Source organism: Spirosoma migulaei (assembly GCF_054776855.1).
Genome location: NZ_BAAHBG010000018.1, coordinates 49,865 through 65,264 on the forward strand (window position 1 = coordinate 49,865; position 15,400 = coordinate 65,264).

Genomic DNA, 15,400 nt, shown 5'->3' on the forward strand with positions numbered 1-15,400 from the left:
GTATTTAAATTTTAAGCATCAAAATATTAACTATTCTGTCATACATCACTTCTGAAAATGTAAATTGAACTAGACCATAGTCACCATATGAATTGTCATCTTTCCTGTAAAGCTGACAATCGGGATACTTTTCTTTTTCATTAATTATAAGACTAATATCTTCCTGTTTCAAATTATATTTCTTAAAAAGAAAGGTCTCTAAACTCTTATATTCTGTAATATAATATGTTTCATATTCCTTTTCTACATTTATTAATTCTGAAAATACACTATCATACATTTTAGAAAACATTTGTAAGGAATAACCATCCTTTACCCCTGCTTTATCTAAAAAGATTTCTTTTGTTAATTTACTATCTAATAGTAATAAAGACTTATAAAAATCATAGGCTAATTTCATAATCTTCGACAAATTGATTTATCTCCTTAACGAGTTCTGAATTTCGGCTAGTTAGTGCTCTTGTCAATTGTGCTGCACCAATTTTTCCATTTTGAAAAATATATCTTTCATATAGTTCTGTCACCTCCCACCTGTTTGAATTAATGAACATATATATTAATAATTCAAAAAGTTTATGGTGATCAGATTCATCGGTGAATTCTTTATTCTCTAATAGTTTTGCTAGTTGATTTAATAAGTTAGTTTGATCTATTCTTGAAGAATGTCGCCAATTCACTTCTCCAAACTTCTCTATAAAACAATTTTGATATTGTTTTTCGTCAAGCTCTCTTAAGATACTGAACAAAAAACTAATATTCAAATTCTTATAATATTCTTCTTTGAATCTAGTTATTAAATTGAAAATTAGTGAGTTGCCAAATTCAGTACCGTTAATAATATTTTGTTTTAATAAATTCTTATCTTCCTGAGTTACTTGTGAGTCTTTAATGGAAAATATACATTTAGAAAAAACGTAGTCAAACCATTTTTGATTTGAAATAATACTATTCAGCGTTTTGTCTGTCGTTCTCCGAGATATGTAGAAAAGAAAAGTACTACAACCCTCTAGTAAAGCGGATTTTTCATTAATTTGTGATTCTATGAATATTATAAAGTCATCTTTAGAATCTCTATATAGCTTTTCAATTAAGTATCTAGAAATTAAGAAGTCTCTAAACTCATCGAAAGTAAAGTTGACAGATTCAGAAGGTGTAAAAATTCCTTTTTCACTATCTTGAATGTCTCTTTTAACAAGTATATTCTCGTCTAAAAAGCGGACATACATTTCTCGATCTTTAGGATCATTAATAATTTCATCAAGGGGAATATTAACATATTCTTTTCTTTCGATCATACGAGTTATTATACTTGTTATGAAATTTTTTATGTCAAAAGTTCCTTGTATTTTAAAATCATCGTTTTCTTTTAAATGATGATTTATTTGCTCGCTCTTTTGAATGTAGTATTTTTCAAATAATTCTTCTTTATAAATATTATCTATATAGTCCAATTTTTCATTCTGATATACTTCGCAAAAAATTCTAAGTAATAAAAAATTAGATACAAGTTGATTATAAGCTTTGTCGCTAATGCTTCTATATTCTATATTGAAATGATAAAAGTATGTTTCAAATAGTTTTTTCTTCAATTCGTTATCAGGATTACGGCTAATAAGAGATGTTATCTTTTGCATTTCTTTTGCAAAAGATGATGTTTCGAAGTTTACAAAGTTTTTTTCATAGTACTCTGTTCTACAACTCATAATTATTCTTACAAAATCGTTTTCAAGTAATTCAGAAATTAATATCTCTAAGTTCTGACTTAGTAATCTGCTATTAACATTCTCATTTAACCCATCAATCACTATTACAAAAAATTTATTCTGGTCGTAGCAAATATTTTTTAAACAACTTAACAAATCTGCAAACGAAAAGTTATTCGAGTCAGGAAAGATTCTTTTTAATATTGAGGTTCTTAAATCTGAAGCTTGTATTTCGTTTCCTGTTAAAAATATTGTAGGAATTTCCCTCGTTAATAAGAAATTTTCTGTAAAGTCACATAGAAAATTAGTTTTCCCTTGACCTGCTGTTTCATTAATTATAATGACTTTAGATATTAAAAATTTTAACGAATCAACCCTATCTCTGAACTTATTTTCAAATTTGTATTTATCATTCGAACTAATATCAAGTTCTTTAATTTCTTGCTGTTTTATTGATAAGTGCTTAAACCATTCATTCAATAACCTAGCTGAATTACTAATGGTAATTGTCTTTTCAAAATCACAATATTTATGAAAATCTAGGTTAAATTCATTTTTTCCTAGTTTTTTTAATAATTTATTCAAAAGACGAAAATCCATACCTATTATCTCTTCAAAACATTTTTTTGAAAAAAGTATAGAATCCGATGCGTATCTTAAATAGTCCTTTTGCTCGCCCGTTTCAATGAACGTATCATTAATGTATTTTCCTGAATTTATTTGTTTTTTAATCTGTCTTTTTACTTGTTGACTTAATGACTCTAGAGTTTTTTCCGGTGTTAAGGTTTTAGACGCTGTATGCGCAGCTAAGGATTCTACTACGTCCTTAGTAGTTGATGTATCATCTTTTATAGATGATGTTATTTCTATTAATGCGTTAATTGTTTTTGTAATTTCGTAAATTTGTCTTTTATAGTTTTCATCTATAAATTTATTTTTTAAAATTTTATCTTCACTAATTTTTTTGAGGAATAATGAGTAAAAAGTTTCTAATTCATCTTGAGTTGGCGGTATGACGTTAGGGTGTAAGTTAAATTCACTTTTCAGCTTAATGACTGACCCCTTATCAAAGAGGACGAAAAACGTTATATGCTCAAAGAAATATTCAGAATGGTAGAATGGATATTTTTTATTTTCTTTTTTGTATGTATAAGTTTTTTCATATTCTTCTATAGTTTCATAAATAATCTTAATTAGTCTTTTTCTATAAGTTAATGCTGGAACTAGATAAAAAAGTAGACGTTTTGTCCAAACTTCGTCTTTTATTATTTGGGCTAATATCTTATCACCCACATATAATACAATAGCTGCTGTAACACTCATATTTCTACAAACTATTATTTTTTGTTTGTTATTATGTAAATGAACGTATTCGTAATCACTTTTTAGGTCGGCCTTGCGTTCTAGGTTGTGCAAATGTGAAGGCCCATCGTGGTTCCTTCTTCAATAGAAAGTCTTCTCCAAATTTCATAAAGAAGGGCTTGACGGTTTTCTGACCAACCTTATATAACCTCATTATATCCATTTTAGCTTTAAGTGAATCATGCTAAGCTTGGCTAGATACTTTTAATTGATTGAAAGTAATAGTATTGGCTTCTGTTCCCTTCTTTTCATTAGGAGCGTCCAGGCTTTCGTTTTGAACCGTTAGATCACCTCCTTTGGTCCCCAGCAGCATTTGGGCGTTCGGAATTTTATTTAGAAAAATTCTTAGCGATGGCAATGCTTTCCTGTAAATATGGCAATTCTCACCTTCTTTTTTAAAATCTTCTTTGAGTTGCTCGTGCAGTGAGTCTGAAATAATGTAGTCAATTTTACGCATAAGATAACTTGATATTATTAAAAGGTTATTTTTTTGCTTGGCTACTTTGATAGTCCCTAAGTATAACTGTTTTCAAATTTTTGGTTTTATCAACCAATTGATGGGATGCTATGAATCACGACGGAACTTCAAAGTTCTGGTACTGAATAAACGTTCGCATGATACTTTATTAGTTAATGCATTAGTCACCCTAATTATCTCACCTTTTTGAATGGCTTGTAAGGTCAAGTTCTTTGGCATTCCCTGTTAAAAGCCTTGTACCTTCTTTTGTGCCAGGGCAGCGCGTGTACGTTTAGAAGTACGATTTGCCTCGTATTGAGCAAACGTAACTATCATACCTACTGTAGGTGTATTGGCACCCGGTAAATCTCAGGCTACAAAACCTACTTCTGAATCTCTTAAGGTCATCACAAAAGCTAAATTGCGGCTCAGGCGGTCAAACTTGGCAGTCAGAGCAGCCCATTTCGCTTTAGATAACCATCTTAATTAACATCAATTATAACCTATAACACGTAGCTACTACGCAGTTTCATTAATCTGAACTCTCATCGTAAAATCGCCACTATCCAGTTATAATAATAGCATTCTTTTCGGATAACACATACATTAGTTCTTTAGTGTGTTACTTTTTATTACTTTCTTAATGTTTCTTTTTAGACGCGAACAATACACTGACAGTCAAATAGTTAACCTCAATAAGATAACCTATATCACGTCTAATTATAACTCATATCACGTTTATATATAACTTATATCTCGTAGGACTATAACCTGATTCTCGTTTAAACATAACCTAATTCACATAGATTTATAACTTATATCTCGCATTCACCAAAGCGCCCTTTGAGCTAATATTCATGAGTTTGAATACCTCATGAGCTAAAAAAGCTGGTTTCTGCCATCAGTTTTTCCTGTACTTATATAAAACTAGGTGTAATAATTTACTCAGTCTTGCTGTGCTCACATCTCAACTATAACCGGTAACACGTAATTATAACCTAAAACACGCATGCCCGAAAAGTTAGGATTAAACAGCATTTAAAAGTCAACTTAAAATTTTTGTAGTCCAATCATATTGGCGTAAGTTGATACAGTTTTTGAGTATATTTAGTAGTATGGCGAAAGAGACTACAGTACGAAGACGCTCAGATATAGGTGAACGAACAATCGCCCGACTGAAAGCGGGTAAGAACGGTATCGTAGAGGCTACGTACCGCATGGACGTAGTGGAATTCCGCGTGTTTTTCACAATGCTTACCATGATTAGTCCAGATGACGTAACCTTCTGTGAGTATGAATTACGCGTTGCAGACATTATCCGATTATTCAGTTTAAGTCGAGACGGGCGCAGTTACGAAAGCATAAAAGATGCAGCGGAACGGCTGGTAAACAAAACAATGGTACTTTATCATACAAAGGAAGATGGTAACCGGTATCGTACAGTTATTCCCTTACTAACTAGTGCTAGTTCGCAAATCGGCAATACGAAGTCTGACTCGATTCGTGTTACGTTTCATCCTGAATTAAAACCGTATTTGCTTCAACTTCGCTCGGAGTACCTTGAATTTGACGTACGTAATCTCTCAGGAGTGCATAGTCAGTTTTCTATTCGCTTGTACATGATGCTACGCCATCAGATGAACTTAAAAAAGACCTCTATTCGCTATACGGTGGAGCGGCTTCGAGATGTCCTTGAAATTGGTGAAAAAGAATATCCGCTTTATGGAAATTTCAAGCAAAAAGTACTGCTTAGAGCTTGCAATGACCTAAATACATTTACGAATATTCGTATTAATGAAATGAAAGAAGAGCGTAGTAACCGCAAAGTTGCTGCCGTTATCTTTCATATGTCTACCCAAGCCTCACCCCTACTTCCAGCGGCCAAACCCACTATCTCAGTCAGTAAGAGTAGAGAGGCCAAAAAGATTACTCAAGAAGAGCAAGAAGTTATAAATGGAGCCAATGACTCTGGAACTGAGCATCTTGCTGATCAATTGTATGCTTCTGTTGCGCAATTTGTTAGTCGTGAAGTTGTAATAAACTGGCTTCAAAAAACATCGGAAGATCAAGTGCGTACCGCTATTAGCTACACGTTGAAGCAAATAAGACAAGGGACGGTAATTAAAAATGTAGCGGGCTATATACAGAAAATGATCAATACGCCATTACCAACCTTCAATGATGTTGCTGATACACAGATAGATCCGGTAAAGCAACAACTTAAAGAACAGGCGCAAGCCCGACAGCGGCAACAGGCCATTGAAGAGGCAAAATTGCAGGCGCTAACCGAAACGAAACACCAAGTAGCTTGCCAACTACTGATTGACCATCCCGAGTGGCACGAACCGGTTCGCCAACATATGCAATCAGGCATGTTTGGGAGATTTTATAATAATACGCTATCCCTTTTCGAGAATATTCAAAACCCAGTTATGTACGGCCCATTTTTTCAAGCCATTGAACGCCTTCAGCCATTAGTATTTAAGGATTTAGAATAGATAGTTTCCAAGCCCCCAAATGGCCTCCCTCCTATTCCGGCAGTTTTGATGTTAGCGCTTAGGGTTATCAGTCTTAGCAATTCCAATGTAAATTCTGGTACTATTATAGACAATAGCTTATTTTTCAATCATTTAAACAATTAGACGTACCTAGAAAGAAAAGTTCTTTATTTTGTTTTGGATAAAAGAAGTTCTTTATACTTTTACAAAAGATAAAATTTTATCCTTAACCCTATGATTAACCAGGACAAACTAGTTCGGTTCCTGCGTTCCAAACCTGCCTTAAATCTGTCTCAGATTGAAAAGGAAGCGGGTATTCCCTCTAAGACGCTGCATAAAGCCCTATCCGATCAAAAAGACATCCCGGCCAAACACTTGCCTGCTTTAGACGAAGCGGTACGAAAGTATGGCTATTCAGAAGCCCTTTTTGATAAAGCTAAAGTGATTTCGATTGTGAATCACAAAGGGGGCGTTGGTAAAACGACGACAACGATCAACGTTGGAAAGGCCTTAAGTTTACTCGGAAACCGGGTGTTACTCGTTGATATGGATTCACAGGGGAATTTGTCCCAGTGCTTTGGTATTCATGACCCGGATGAACAGGTTATTGACGCCTTACTAACGGGAACAGACCTACCTTTGGTTGAGATTTCCCCTAGTTTATTTCTTTCCCCTTCCGATATACGGATGGCATACCGAGAATCAGAATTGGCTAATTCTATTGGAGCCGACCGCCGATTGGCCTTAAAGCTGGAAGATGAACGAGATAAGTTTGATTATATTCTTATTGATTGCCCACCTAGCTTGGGAATTTGTACGACCTGCTCGCTCGTAGCATCGAATTATTGCGTTGTTCCGATTCAACCCGAGGCCAGTGCCTACCACGGCGTAGAAAGCCTGTTTAATCGAATTGCGGAGGTTCGCAAATACATTAATCCTACTTTATCTGTGAAAGGAATTGTGTTTACGATGGTGCATAAAAATCAGAGTATTCATAAAAGCATGATGACCCATATTCGGGATACTTACCGAAACTTTCCCATTTACGAAGCGATCATTGAGGTATCGACGGTCATTAAGCAATCCCAAGTTGCCAAGGAAGATTTGTACACTTACTCTAACAAATCAGTCTCCTGGCAGCAGTATCACCATCTTGCCACCGAAATAATGACCATCTGATATGAAAAAGGACTTCATGAGTTCGATGCGCGAGAAGACCTCTACCCTACCGACATCCCTTTTATCAACCGAGGAAAATATAAAGAGCCAGATTCAGGTCCTTGACCAGCTTCGGGATTTAATTCCGCCCCTCGCTGAGGAGGAATACAGGCAACTTCAGCAAAATATCCTCAAACACGGGGTAAAAGATCCGCTGAGCGTTTGGGAGACAACCTCAACAATTTTACACCTTGATGAGGAAAACCGGCCGGTTTACGTCCTTATTGACGGGCACAATCGGTACCGAATCAGTCAGGAGCATAAATTGGATTACCGGATTAACCTGCTTCGATTTACCAGCTTAGACGAGGCCAAGGATTACATGATCGATTTTCAGTTAGGAAGACGCAATCTTTCAACTGAGCAAATCGCTTATCTAAGAGGTTTACGGTATCTACAACAAAAGACAGTTAGGGGTGGAAATAAAGTGTCAACTACTCCCGTAGTTGATGTTTCTATCACGCTAGGAAAAGAGTATGGCGTTAGTAGTCGTACCATTAAGCGGGATGGGGATTTTGCCGCAGGTTTGAACAAGCTAAACCCTGAGCAAAAACAGGAGATTCTAACAGGAAAGAAAAAGATCGCTCGATCAGCTATTGAAGCGATGGCCAAATCTAATTCAGTTGAGTCCAATGCAACTGTTGAAGATACGAACTTATCAGTTAAAACAAGTCAAAAAACAGTAGGAGAGGACCGCGTAAAAAAACTGGAAACTGCAATTCGAGAATTAGCTGCTGGAACACTTTCCCGTAAATCTTGTGAACGTATCCTACAGAAAACCAATGAATTACTTGCCATTTTACAAGCAAAGTGACAAGCTGTCACTTTGCTTGTAAAATCAAATAATATAACTAATTTTATAGTTGATACACATTGAAAGAAAAAGCAAATAGCCCAAAGTGACAAGCTGTCACTTTGGGCTATTTTGCATAAGGATCAATTCAAATCCGAGTAGGGGAGTAAGCTGTTGTGAAGCCTTCAAGCAAACTCGAAATCATCAATTCCCCAGATCAGAAGTTGTTAGAATTTCCTGTTGTAAATCTTGGTTGAAGTCTTTTGTAGTCGATTTGTTAATACAAATCCGTTTGTTAAGCCCACTTAGCTCTAATAAGCTTTTGGTGAAATAGGAGAGAGGTAAATTAGCTTCGGGAAGACTGAGCACTAGTTGATCTGTGGTTTGGTCAATAGAAATTAACAAATCAGTTGACTCGGTTGCATTGGCGTTAAGCGATATGGACGATTGGCCCAAAATCATTTCATTATAGGCTTTAATACGATTAATTAAATCTTCTCGGAAAGCTCTGTAGGTTTCCTTCGTAGGCAATGCAAAGCCAATCTTATATTTTCCCACAGATACAGAACGAAGCGGGAATTTAGTATCCAATAATTGTTGAATGAATTGCAGATCATACGCAAAGCCTTTTGCATCATTATCAAACGCTAGGTTAATTTTCCAAGCGTGTGCTTTAGCGCTTGTGTCGATATACTTGGTTATGGTGTTGACCTGCTCGGATGTAAGATTGCCACCTGTAGAAAAATACACCGAGTTAAATTTAGTATCTCCGTGTAAACTCCGTAACTGCTTATGGGAAAGTGCATCAATGGCGCTTTCCAGAATAAAAAATTGCTCCGCTTTTGGGGGCAGATTCGACAAAAAGACGCTAGATGTCTTATCGCTACCCGGTGCATGCAGTTTCACATTCTCATTGCGAATTTCTAAACCAGTCACTTCCGTTGATACGCCATCGTAATAGGGAAAGGCAACATTAGAAAACAGAATGTACTTGTGCTGAGGGTTGTCTTTTACGGTAGTAAAGTCTACTATCTGATGTTTTTGAGGATCAAAATACGTGATTTGGGTAGCGATTCTATTAATAAACTCAAGGCTATTAATAGTTTCTAAACTGATATGACGAGTCTTTAAATAGTTGTCATTTTCTAGTGGCCTAAGTTCAAATAAGTCTAAGGAAAAGAGTGGCTTAAGCTTCCTCTCAACTAGCTGTTCGGTCGCCCGTCTGTTTAAATCAACTTGTTCAGGATCAATACGTAAGTAATCGTAAAGGACACTTACAATATTTTTAAATTCATCTTCGCCGGAGCGGTTAAATTTAGAAAAGACGGTTGCTAATCGGTTGCGAATGAAATTGATAATTGTCCCGGAATCTGTGAAATTGCCAACCCGCTGATAGACCTGTTGGCTGGCATCCTGAGCGTTCTTGATGAGGATTACGTCGTTATAGGATGCATTCTCCAGAACAGGTCGAGCTTTCCCTTTATTCAGTTTCAGCAAGTAGCCATAGTGAATTGCCAGTTCGACGATAGACACGTTTGACCGCAGTTCCTGAACGGGAATCAGGTTCGGAAATCGTTTCTTTAGCTCGTCAAATTTTGTCATTTCAAGGAGTTACTTGTCAGAGTAATATTACAGTAAATCAGGTAGAAAAGCCCCTTCCTTGCAAATGAATAGTTCAAACCTTTATCGATCAAGTATCTTTCCGCATTCCTATTTATTCATGAATCCGTATGAATACTAGCCTTACCCTGCCTCAATTGGTTGAGCAGTTTAGTAAAGTAACAGCTACCAAAGCCAACGACGTATCAGGGATTCTACAGACTTATCATTCAATTGGTCTTGAAGGGGGAACATTAACACTACTCGAAATTCAGAATTTACTTCAAAAAGGAATCAGACTTACTGACAAGTCCCTAGGTGATCAGTTGATGATTGTTGATCATCATAATGCCCTTCAGCAAGTATTGACTATGGCAAATGAGCACATTCCATTAAACCGCACCATTTTACAGGAATTAGCCTCCACACTTATGTACCATACGGGCGGTCCTATTTACTCATTATTGAGTCAGTATGACACCAGCCAAGGAGAACTTCGGATTGATGATAAAACGGTAGGAAGGAGGGTACTGATTGATTTTCATAAACTGCCTAGGGCATTGGATAATCTACTAAAGGAGGTTAATACGGCCATTACACGGTTGAGAACACCTCGGCAGATATACGACCTATCATTTACAGCCCACTTTCAACTCTTAACGCTTCATCCCTTTGGGGCAGGCAACGGCCCGATGGCTCGGCTACTGATGAACTATATTCAGCAATTTCATCAACAACCAATAAGTTTAATTCATGTCGATAGCCGAATCCCATACTTAAATTCATTAGATGCCAGTTGGCGACAGAAATCACCAACTCCCATTGTGAGTTTTATGCATAGCCAACTAGTAAGATTTCTGCAAGAATGTATTGACCCGCATTAAGTCATGCCATTTGGAGCCGCTGAAGAGCAGATTATTAATGCTGCCAAGAACTATAGTATCGTCCTGCATAAAGCCAACCATCCGGTCAGTCAAGTTACGGATGATTTAATTTTAAGCCAACCCGCAACCATCTACTTAAAAAAAGCTTGGGCACCGGCAACTTACCGCTGAAGATTCGAAGTATGTCATCAATGTGCTTATGAAATGCAGATTACGTACGTGGTTTACCTGATTGATAGCATTGGCGACGAGTTCTTTATTACCCAGAAAGATGAACAAGTTCGGGTTAATGCTCTTAATGATCAGAAGCCACTAGTCGTTAAGAACCTGTTTCAAATAAGTGCGCAACTCAGCAGACTTCGACAGAAATACGCGTCCAATTGTCGGCTCTTTGCCCTCGAATATGGTGAATTCCTGGAGCGGAAAGACCAATTAAGCCAGTAGCTAAAAAAGTTGGAAAGGGGAAAAAAAGAACAGTAGTTACCGTTTATTCACCCGTTCAAGGAAAAGAAAATAGGGCTTTAACCGGCCCTTTTTCGCTTGAAATCAATGGGAGGTTTTCGTGGACGTTTTTAGCTCTGACCCGTCCTGAAAAACATTGACCGTTTATTGGTTATCCATCTTTTTATTGACCACTAATCTAGACCCTATTTTAACTATTTACTCAAACCTTCCCCTGTCTTTTAGGGTAATAATTCTTCCACCTTCGCTTCAGCTTCCCTTCCCCTTGGTGAGCTTGGTCTGGCACCAGCATATCACAGCTTAGGTGGGGTCGCTTGTAGTTATAAAGAAAGACGGCTTGCTCCAAAACCAGTTCGGCCTGGGCTAACGAGTACACCGCTTTATGAGCCAAGTACTCATTTTTTAAAATGCCATTCACCCGCTCCGCAATGGGGTTCTCCAGAGGATCACCCGTCTCAGTCATGCTAATCTGAACATGATAGTTGTCCAGCAACCCAATGTAGATAGCACTGCAATACTGAAGGCCTCGATCACTATGGTGAATCAAGGCTTTGGCCGTTCGTTTCTTTATCTTCTTGAGGGCCATTTCTAAAGCCGCTTTGCAATGAATAGCCCCCAGGGTTGGAGCTACACTGTAGCCCATGATTCGTTTGGAATAAGCATCGGTTACCAATGAAATATACAAGCATCCGCCCTGAGTAAACCAATACGTGATGTCCGAGACCCACAATTGGTTAGGTCTTTCTACGACTAAATCCTTGATCAGGTTTGGATATTTACGAAACGGATGCCCCGAAAAGGTCGTCTTTATTTTTCGTCGACGCCTTCTAATCAGCATCTTATTCCTGGCCAACAACTCGAAAAAGGCATCCCGACCCAGTTTTATTCCCCTTTCCAAAAATTCATGCTGTAAAAAATAGTAGAGTTTTCGTCCACCAATCCGCGGATGTTGGCGACGAATGGGCCTGACCAGACGCAACACATTTAAGTCATCGGGTACCTGCTCATTTTGGCGTTGCCAGTATTGGTAGTAACCCTGTCGTGTAAAACCAAGCACATCCTCAAGCCGCCGAATCGAAATATTGGGATGATTCGTCAGCATGAACCGGATGGCTTGGTAACGGACTTTTTTTCGATGTCCACCCCTAACTCATGCTTGGCTATTCGAACTAAAGTTGAATAGTAGAGTGCCTTGAAGTTAGCCTCCTCCAGTTGCTCTTCGAGAGCCAGGACTTTAGCGCGTAGTTCATCAACTTGTGATTTTTCCTTTGGCTTCGAGGACTTGGTTGCTCTTTGTGGAGGGGGTGGCTTCTCGAAATCAATTGGGGCCGTACGCTGATTGGCTTCCTCTTCAATTTTCCTCATCCAGCGCAGCACCGTCTGACGATTAACTTTTAATCGTTCGGCGGCCTGGTCAATGTTCAGCTGACCGAGCAGAATTTGGGCAACGATTTGCCGCATGACACCTTCTGGCTGTTTCATGCGTAGTTTAACAAGCCTGTCCATAAATTGGCTATTTATGGTCAATATTTTCCAGGACAAGTCACTCTCTACTAAACTAAAGGCAAGTACTTACTATACAAATACATACACGTTCAATTTAACGAACCCAGTAACGTTTTCCTGAACGATTTTTGTCCTTGCTTTCCTCCATTAGTACTCAATTAATTTAAGTGCAACAATAATGACTTGTTGCTAGTGGTAGTCCTCCGACAATCGACTCAAATTTAGCAGCTTTTGACTCAAACGTGAAAGCGAGACTAGTAGGGTAAGGTGACCTTTGACCCGTTCAAAGTCAGTCACCCAAACCACTACGGACATGCCCCGATTTTCCACTACCGTCCTTGCTTTCGCCCTGACCACCTTCATCCTCGCTGTCAGCCTGGCTTTGATTGCTGCTGCCTGGTTCCTGTTCGCTCACCTACAGATATCTACTAGTACAATTAATCCTTTCTAAATCCACACCCAACTCCATGAAAACTTTATACCTTTTTTTTGCGCTGTTCATTACCTATCTGCCAACCGTTAGCATTGCCCAAACTACGCTTTCCGGTTCTGTCCACACCCTCCATAACCAGCCTCTGTCCTTTGCCACCGTGGCCCTGCTCAACGCTCGCGATTCAACCTTGGTGAAAGGAGCAATTAGCCTGGAAACAGGTGTTTACACGTTTGATAACGTCCGGCCGGGCCAGTACCGGTTAGTGGCCTCGGCGGTCGGCTATGTAACAAACCGGTCGGCTGTCGTGCTGGTCGGTACCAGCGCGGTGGCCTTACCGGATATGACCCTACGTGAATCCACCCAAACGCTCGGCGAGGTGACGGTGGCCGCCAAAAAACCGATGTACGAACAGCAGGTAGATCGCCTGGTGGTAAATGTCCAGAACAGCATCACGGCGTCTGGCGGCACGGCACTCGAAGTCTTAGAACGCTCGCCGGGGATTACTGTAAACCGACAGAATAACAGTCTGACCATGAGCGGAAAAGGTGGTGTGATGGTGATGATGAACGGCAAACTGACCCGCCTGCCCATTGCTACTGTTGTACAAATGCTGGAAGGCATGGCGGCCAACGACATCGAAAAAATTGAACTTATCACTACGCCCCCGGCCCGCTACGATGCCGAAGGTGATGCAGGGATTATCAACATCGTTACCAAGAAGAACCGCGACTTCGGCATGAATGGCAACGTCTCGGCCACGCTTGGCTATGGCTGGTATGCCCGCCCGGCGGGAACGCTCAACCTCAACCACCGTAGCCAGAAACTGAATATCTACGGCAACGGGTCGTTTTTACGTAGCCAAACCTGGCAGAATCTGAGATTTGATCGAGTGGTAGAGCAGCCTGGCCAGACACTGGCGACAAACACGGAGTCGAACCGGTTTCCGATTACGACTAACTACAACGCTAAACTGGGGTTCGATTACTCGCTGAGTACGCAAACGACGCTAAACGGATTAGTGTCGGGGTTCGACAATACCTACTTCATGGACAATGCTGATAATGTGGGCATTACGCTTGTCAATGGTGCGCAATCAAAACAGAGCAACCTGCTCAATACCGAAACAAATCACTGGCAGCACCTGCTGTTGAACCTGAACCTGCGGCACGTTTTCAGTAACAAACAGGAATGGAGCATCGACCTCGACCGGCTGTATTATCACAACGACAACCCCAATACCTACAACAGCACGAAGCAGGATTTTACGAACGGCACTCAGGAGAACGAGCAAATTCGGATCAGCAAAAAAACGCCTATTCTGACCTGGGTGCTGAAAACCGATTTCATCAAACCAATCGGTACCAAAGGTCGATTGGAAACGGGCCTGAAAGCCACTACCACCCGCTTGGACAATACCGTAAACCTGGACAGGCTGATGGCCGAGGGCTGGAAAGTTGACTCGTTCTATACCCAGCAATACCAATTAGCCGAGACTATTCTGGCCGGCTATGTAAGCCTGAACCAGCCTTTAGACAGCAAAACTACGCTCCAGGCAGGGCTGCGCTATGAACACACCCGCACCGATATTCATCGGCCCGATGGTCAGTCGCTACTTAACCGGGACTATGGCAACTTGTTTCCGAGTGTGTTTCTATCGCGGAAGCTGTCGAAAAACCATACGGCCAACCTCTCGTACAGTCGGCGCATCACCCGGCCTTCCTACAACGATATTGCGCCCTTTGTGAGTTTTATTGACCTCAGCACCTTTTCATCCGGTAATCCGGTGCTGCGACCCACCATTTCCGATGCCGTGCAGGGGAGTTATACGTTTAAAGATGCGTACGTTTTTTCGCTCAAATACAGCCTCGATCAGAACGTGATTGCCGGTTTTCAGCCGCACGTCGATGCCGTCACGAACCAGATTCAGTATTACGCCGAAAACATCGACCACCAGCAAACGCTCTCTTTAGCCGCCAGTTTGCCCTGGCAGGTAACGCCCTGGTGGAAAAGTCAGACCAACCTGACGGGTCTGTGGCAAAGCCTGACAACATTGTATCAGGATAGCCCCGTGAGCCGGACGCTCTGGAACGCCCAGGTCAACACATCGCACACGTTTACGTTGCCCAACAAGTTCACCGCTGAACTGACGGGGTTCTATTACAGTCCGACTATGTTTGGCCTGTATCGGGGCCGGAGTTTTGGACAGGTAACACTGGGGTTGCAAAAACTCCTGCCGAAGGATAAAGGCGCATTCCGGCTAACGGTGAGCGACATTTTCTGGACAAACATTGGCCGCTACAACAGCACGATTCCCGCTCTGAATATCAATACAACGATGACATTTCTGACTGAGCCGCGTGTATTTCGACTGACATACACACGCAGTTTCGGCAGCAAGACTATAAAAGCTGCCAGGAACCGGGCCACCGGCTCTGATGAAGAACGCGGACGAGTACAAAGTAATTAAACCTCAATCTCTCCCTTT

At 40.1% G+C, this 15,400-nt stretch carries 13 protein-coding genes; 7 read left to right on the top strand and 6 right to left on the bottom strand.

Features of this window, described 5'->3' with window-relative positions:
* Positions 1 to 4: 4 nt before the first annotated feature.
* The 3 genes from ACYVGO_RS20105 to ACYVGO_RS20115 form a co-directional block, all read right to left on the bottom strand.
* Positions 5 to 400 carry a hypothetical protein gene (locus tag ACYVGO_RS20105; RefSeq protein WP_460970777.1) on the bottom strand — a complete coding sequence of 132 codons (396 nt, stop codon included), beginning with the start codon at positions 398 to 400 and terminating at the stop codon, positions 5 to 7.
* Complete coding sequence (locus tag ACYVGO_RS20110; RefSeq protein ID WP_460970778.1) at positions 384 to 3,026, bottom strand: hypothetical protein; 2,643 nt, start codon at positions 3,024 to 3,026, stop codon at positions 384 to 386. Before ACYVGO_RS20110 ends, ACYVGO_RS20105 begins: the two co-directional genes overlap by 17 nt.
* Before the next feature lie 223 nt (positions 3,027 to 3,249).
* A complete protein-coding gene (locus ACYVGO_RS20115) occupies positions 3,250 to 3,522 on the bottom strand; it encodes a hypothetical protein (RefSeq protein WP_460970779.1) in 273 nt (90 codons plus the stop codon).
* A 1,115-nt stretch (positions 3,523 to 4,637) separates the two neighbouring features.
* Here ACYVGO_RS20115 and ACYVGO_RS20120 point away from each other — a divergent pair.
* The 3 genes from ACYVGO_RS20120 (at position 4,638) to ACYVGO_RS20130 (ending at position 8,052) form a co-directional block, all read left to right on the top strand.
* Entirely contained in the window at positions 4,638 to 6,020 is a 1,383-nt protein-coding gene (locus ACYVGO_RS20120; protein WP_460970780.1) for a replication initiation protein, read from the top strand.
* 234 nt (positions 6,021 to 6,254) lie between these two features.
* Entirely contained in the window at positions 6,255 to 7,199 is a 945-nt protein-coding gene (locus ACYVGO_RS20125; RefSeq protein WP_460970781.1) for an AAA family ATPase, read from the top strand.
* Position 7,200: 1 nt separating this feature from the next.
* Positions 7,201 to 8,052: a hypothetical protein gene (locus tag ACYVGO_RS20130; protein ID WP_460970782.1), complete on the top strand. Its 852-nt coding sequence runs from the start codon at positions 7,201 to 7,203 to the stop codon at positions 8,050 to 8,052.
* A 183-nt stretch (positions 8,053 to 8,235) separates the two neighbouring features.
* Here the strand turns inward: ACYVGO_RS20130 and ACYVGO_RS20135 are convergent, their stop codons facing one another.
* On the bottom strand, positions 8,236 to 9,633 hold the full coding sequence (locus ACYVGO_RS20135; protein WP_460970783.1) for a toprim domain-containing protein: 1,398 nt from the start codon (positions 9,631 to 9,633) through the stop codon (positions 8,236 to 8,238).
* A 128-nt stretch (positions 9,634 to 9,761) separates the two neighbouring features.
* On the opposite strand from ACYVGO_RS20135, the gene ACYVGO_RS20140 reads away from it, so the two are divergent.
* From ACYVGO_RS20140 to ACYVGO_RS20150, 3 genes are read left to right on the top strand one after another with little or no spacing between them, the layout of a single operon-like run.
* On the top strand, positions 9,762 to 10,514 hold the full coding sequence (locus ACYVGO_RS20140) for a Fic family protein (protein ID WP_460970784.1): 753 nt from the start codon (positions 9,762 to 9,764) through the stop codon (positions 10,512 to 10,514).
* Positions 10,515 to 10,517: 3 nt separating this feature from the next.
* Positions 10,518 to 10,685, top strand: coding sequence for a hypothetical protein (locus tag ACYVGO_RS20145; RefSeq protein ID WP_460970785.1), 168 nt, complete (start codon positions 10,518 to 10,520; stop codon positions 10,683 to 10,685).
* Positions 10,686 to 10,718: 33 nt separating this feature from the next.
* Positions 10,719 to 10,958 carry a hypothetical protein gene (locus tag ACYVGO_RS20150; protein ID WP_460970786.1) on the top strand — a complete coding sequence of 80 codons (240 nt, stop codon included), beginning with the start codon at positions 10,719 to 10,721 and terminating at the stop codon, positions 10,956 to 10,958.
* A 220-nt stretch (positions 10,959 to 11,178) separates the two neighbouring features.
* Here the strand turns inward: ACYVGO_RS20150 and ACYVGO_RS20155 are convergent, their stop codons facing one another.
* Both ACYVGO_RS20155 and ACYVGO_RS20160 read right to left on the bottom strand, forming a co-directional pair.
* Positions 11,179 to 12,078 carry an IS3 family transposase gene (locus ACYVGO_RS20155; RefSeq protein ID WP_460970787.1) on the bottom strand — a complete coding sequence of 300 codons (900 nt, stop codon included), beginning with the start codon at positions 12,076 to 12,078 and terminating at the stop codon, positions 11,179 to 11,181.
* Positions 12,072 to 12,482 carry a transposase gene (locus tag ACYVGO_RS20160; protein ID WP_460970788.1) on the bottom strand — a complete coding sequence of 137 codons (411 nt, stop codon included), beginning with the start codon at positions 12,480 to 12,482 and terminating at the stop codon, positions 12,072 to 12,074. The genes ACYVGO_RS20155 and ACYVGO_RS20160 overlap by 7 nt, the downstream gene beginning before the upstream one ends.
* 467 nt (positions 12,483 to 12,949) lie before the next feature.
* Here ACYVGO_RS20160 and ACYVGO_RS20165 point away from each other — a divergent pair, with 467 nt between their 5' ends.
* Positions 12,950 to 15,382, top strand: coding sequence for an outer membrane beta-barrel protein (locus tag ACYVGO_RS20165; RefSeq protein WP_460970789.1), 2,433 nt, complete (start codon positions 12,950 to 12,952; stop codon positions 15,380 to 15,382).
* Positions 15,383 to 15,400: the final 18 nt, after the last annotated feature.

What these genes read in the sequence shown, in the direction of transcription:
- ACYVGO_RS20105 (WP_460970777.1), bottom strand. Translation starts at nt 400, where the DNA reads ATGAAATTAGCCTATGATTTTTATAAGTCTTTATTACTATTAGATAGT.
- ACYVGO_RS20110 (WP_460970778.1), bottom strand. Translation starts at nt 3,026, where the DNA reads ATGAGTGTTACAGCAGCTATTGTATTATATGTGGGTGATAAGATATTA.
- ACYVGO_RS20115 (WP_460970779.1), bottom strand. Translation starts at nt 3,522, where the DNA reads ATGCGTAAAATTGACTACATTATTTCAGACTCACTGCACGAGCAACTC.
- ACYVGO_RS20120 (WP_460970780.1), top strand. Translation starts at nt 4,638, where the DNA reads ATGGCGAAAGAGACTACAGTACGAAGACGCTCAGATATAGGTGAACGA.
- ACYVGO_RS20125 (WP_460970781.1), top strand. Translation starts at nt 6,255, where the DNA reads ATGATTAACCAGGACAAACTAGTTCGGTTCCTGCGTTCCAAACCTGCC.
- ACYVGO_RS20130 (WP_460970782.1), top strand. Translation starts at nt 7,201, where the DNA reads ATGAAAAAGGACTTCATGAGTTCGATGCGCGAGAAGACCTCTACCCTA.
- ACYVGO_RS20135 (WP_460970783.1), bottom strand. Translation starts at nt 9,633, where the DNA reads ATGACAAAATTTGACGAGCTAAAGAAACGATTTCCGAACCTGATTCCC.
- ACYVGO_RS20140 (WP_460970784.1), top strand. Translation starts at nt 9,762, where the DNA reads ATGAATACTAGCCTTACCCTGCCTCAATTGGTTGAGCAGTTTAGTAAA.
- ACYVGO_RS20145 (WP_460970785.1), top strand. Translation starts at nt 10,518, where the DNA reads ATGCCATTTGGAGCCGCTGAAGAGCAGATTATTAATGCTGCCAAGAAC.
- ACYVGO_RS20150 (WP_460970786.1), top strand. Translation starts at nt 10,719, where the DNA reads ATGCAGATTACGTACGTGGTTTACCTGATTGATAGCATTGGCGACGAG.
- ACYVGO_RS20155 (WP_460970787.1), bottom strand. Translation starts at nt 12,078, where the DNA reads ATGCTGACGAATCATCCCAATATTTCGATTCGGCGGCTTGAGGATGTG.
- ACYVGO_RS20160 (WP_460970788.1), bottom strand. Translation starts at nt 12,482, where the DNA reads ATGGACAGGCTTGTTAAACTACGCATGAAACAGCCAGAAGGTGTCATG.
- ACYVGO_RS20165 (WP_460970789.1), top strand. Translation starts at nt 12,950, where the DNA reads ATGAAAACTTTATACCTTTTTTTTGCGCTGTTCATTACCTATCTGCCA.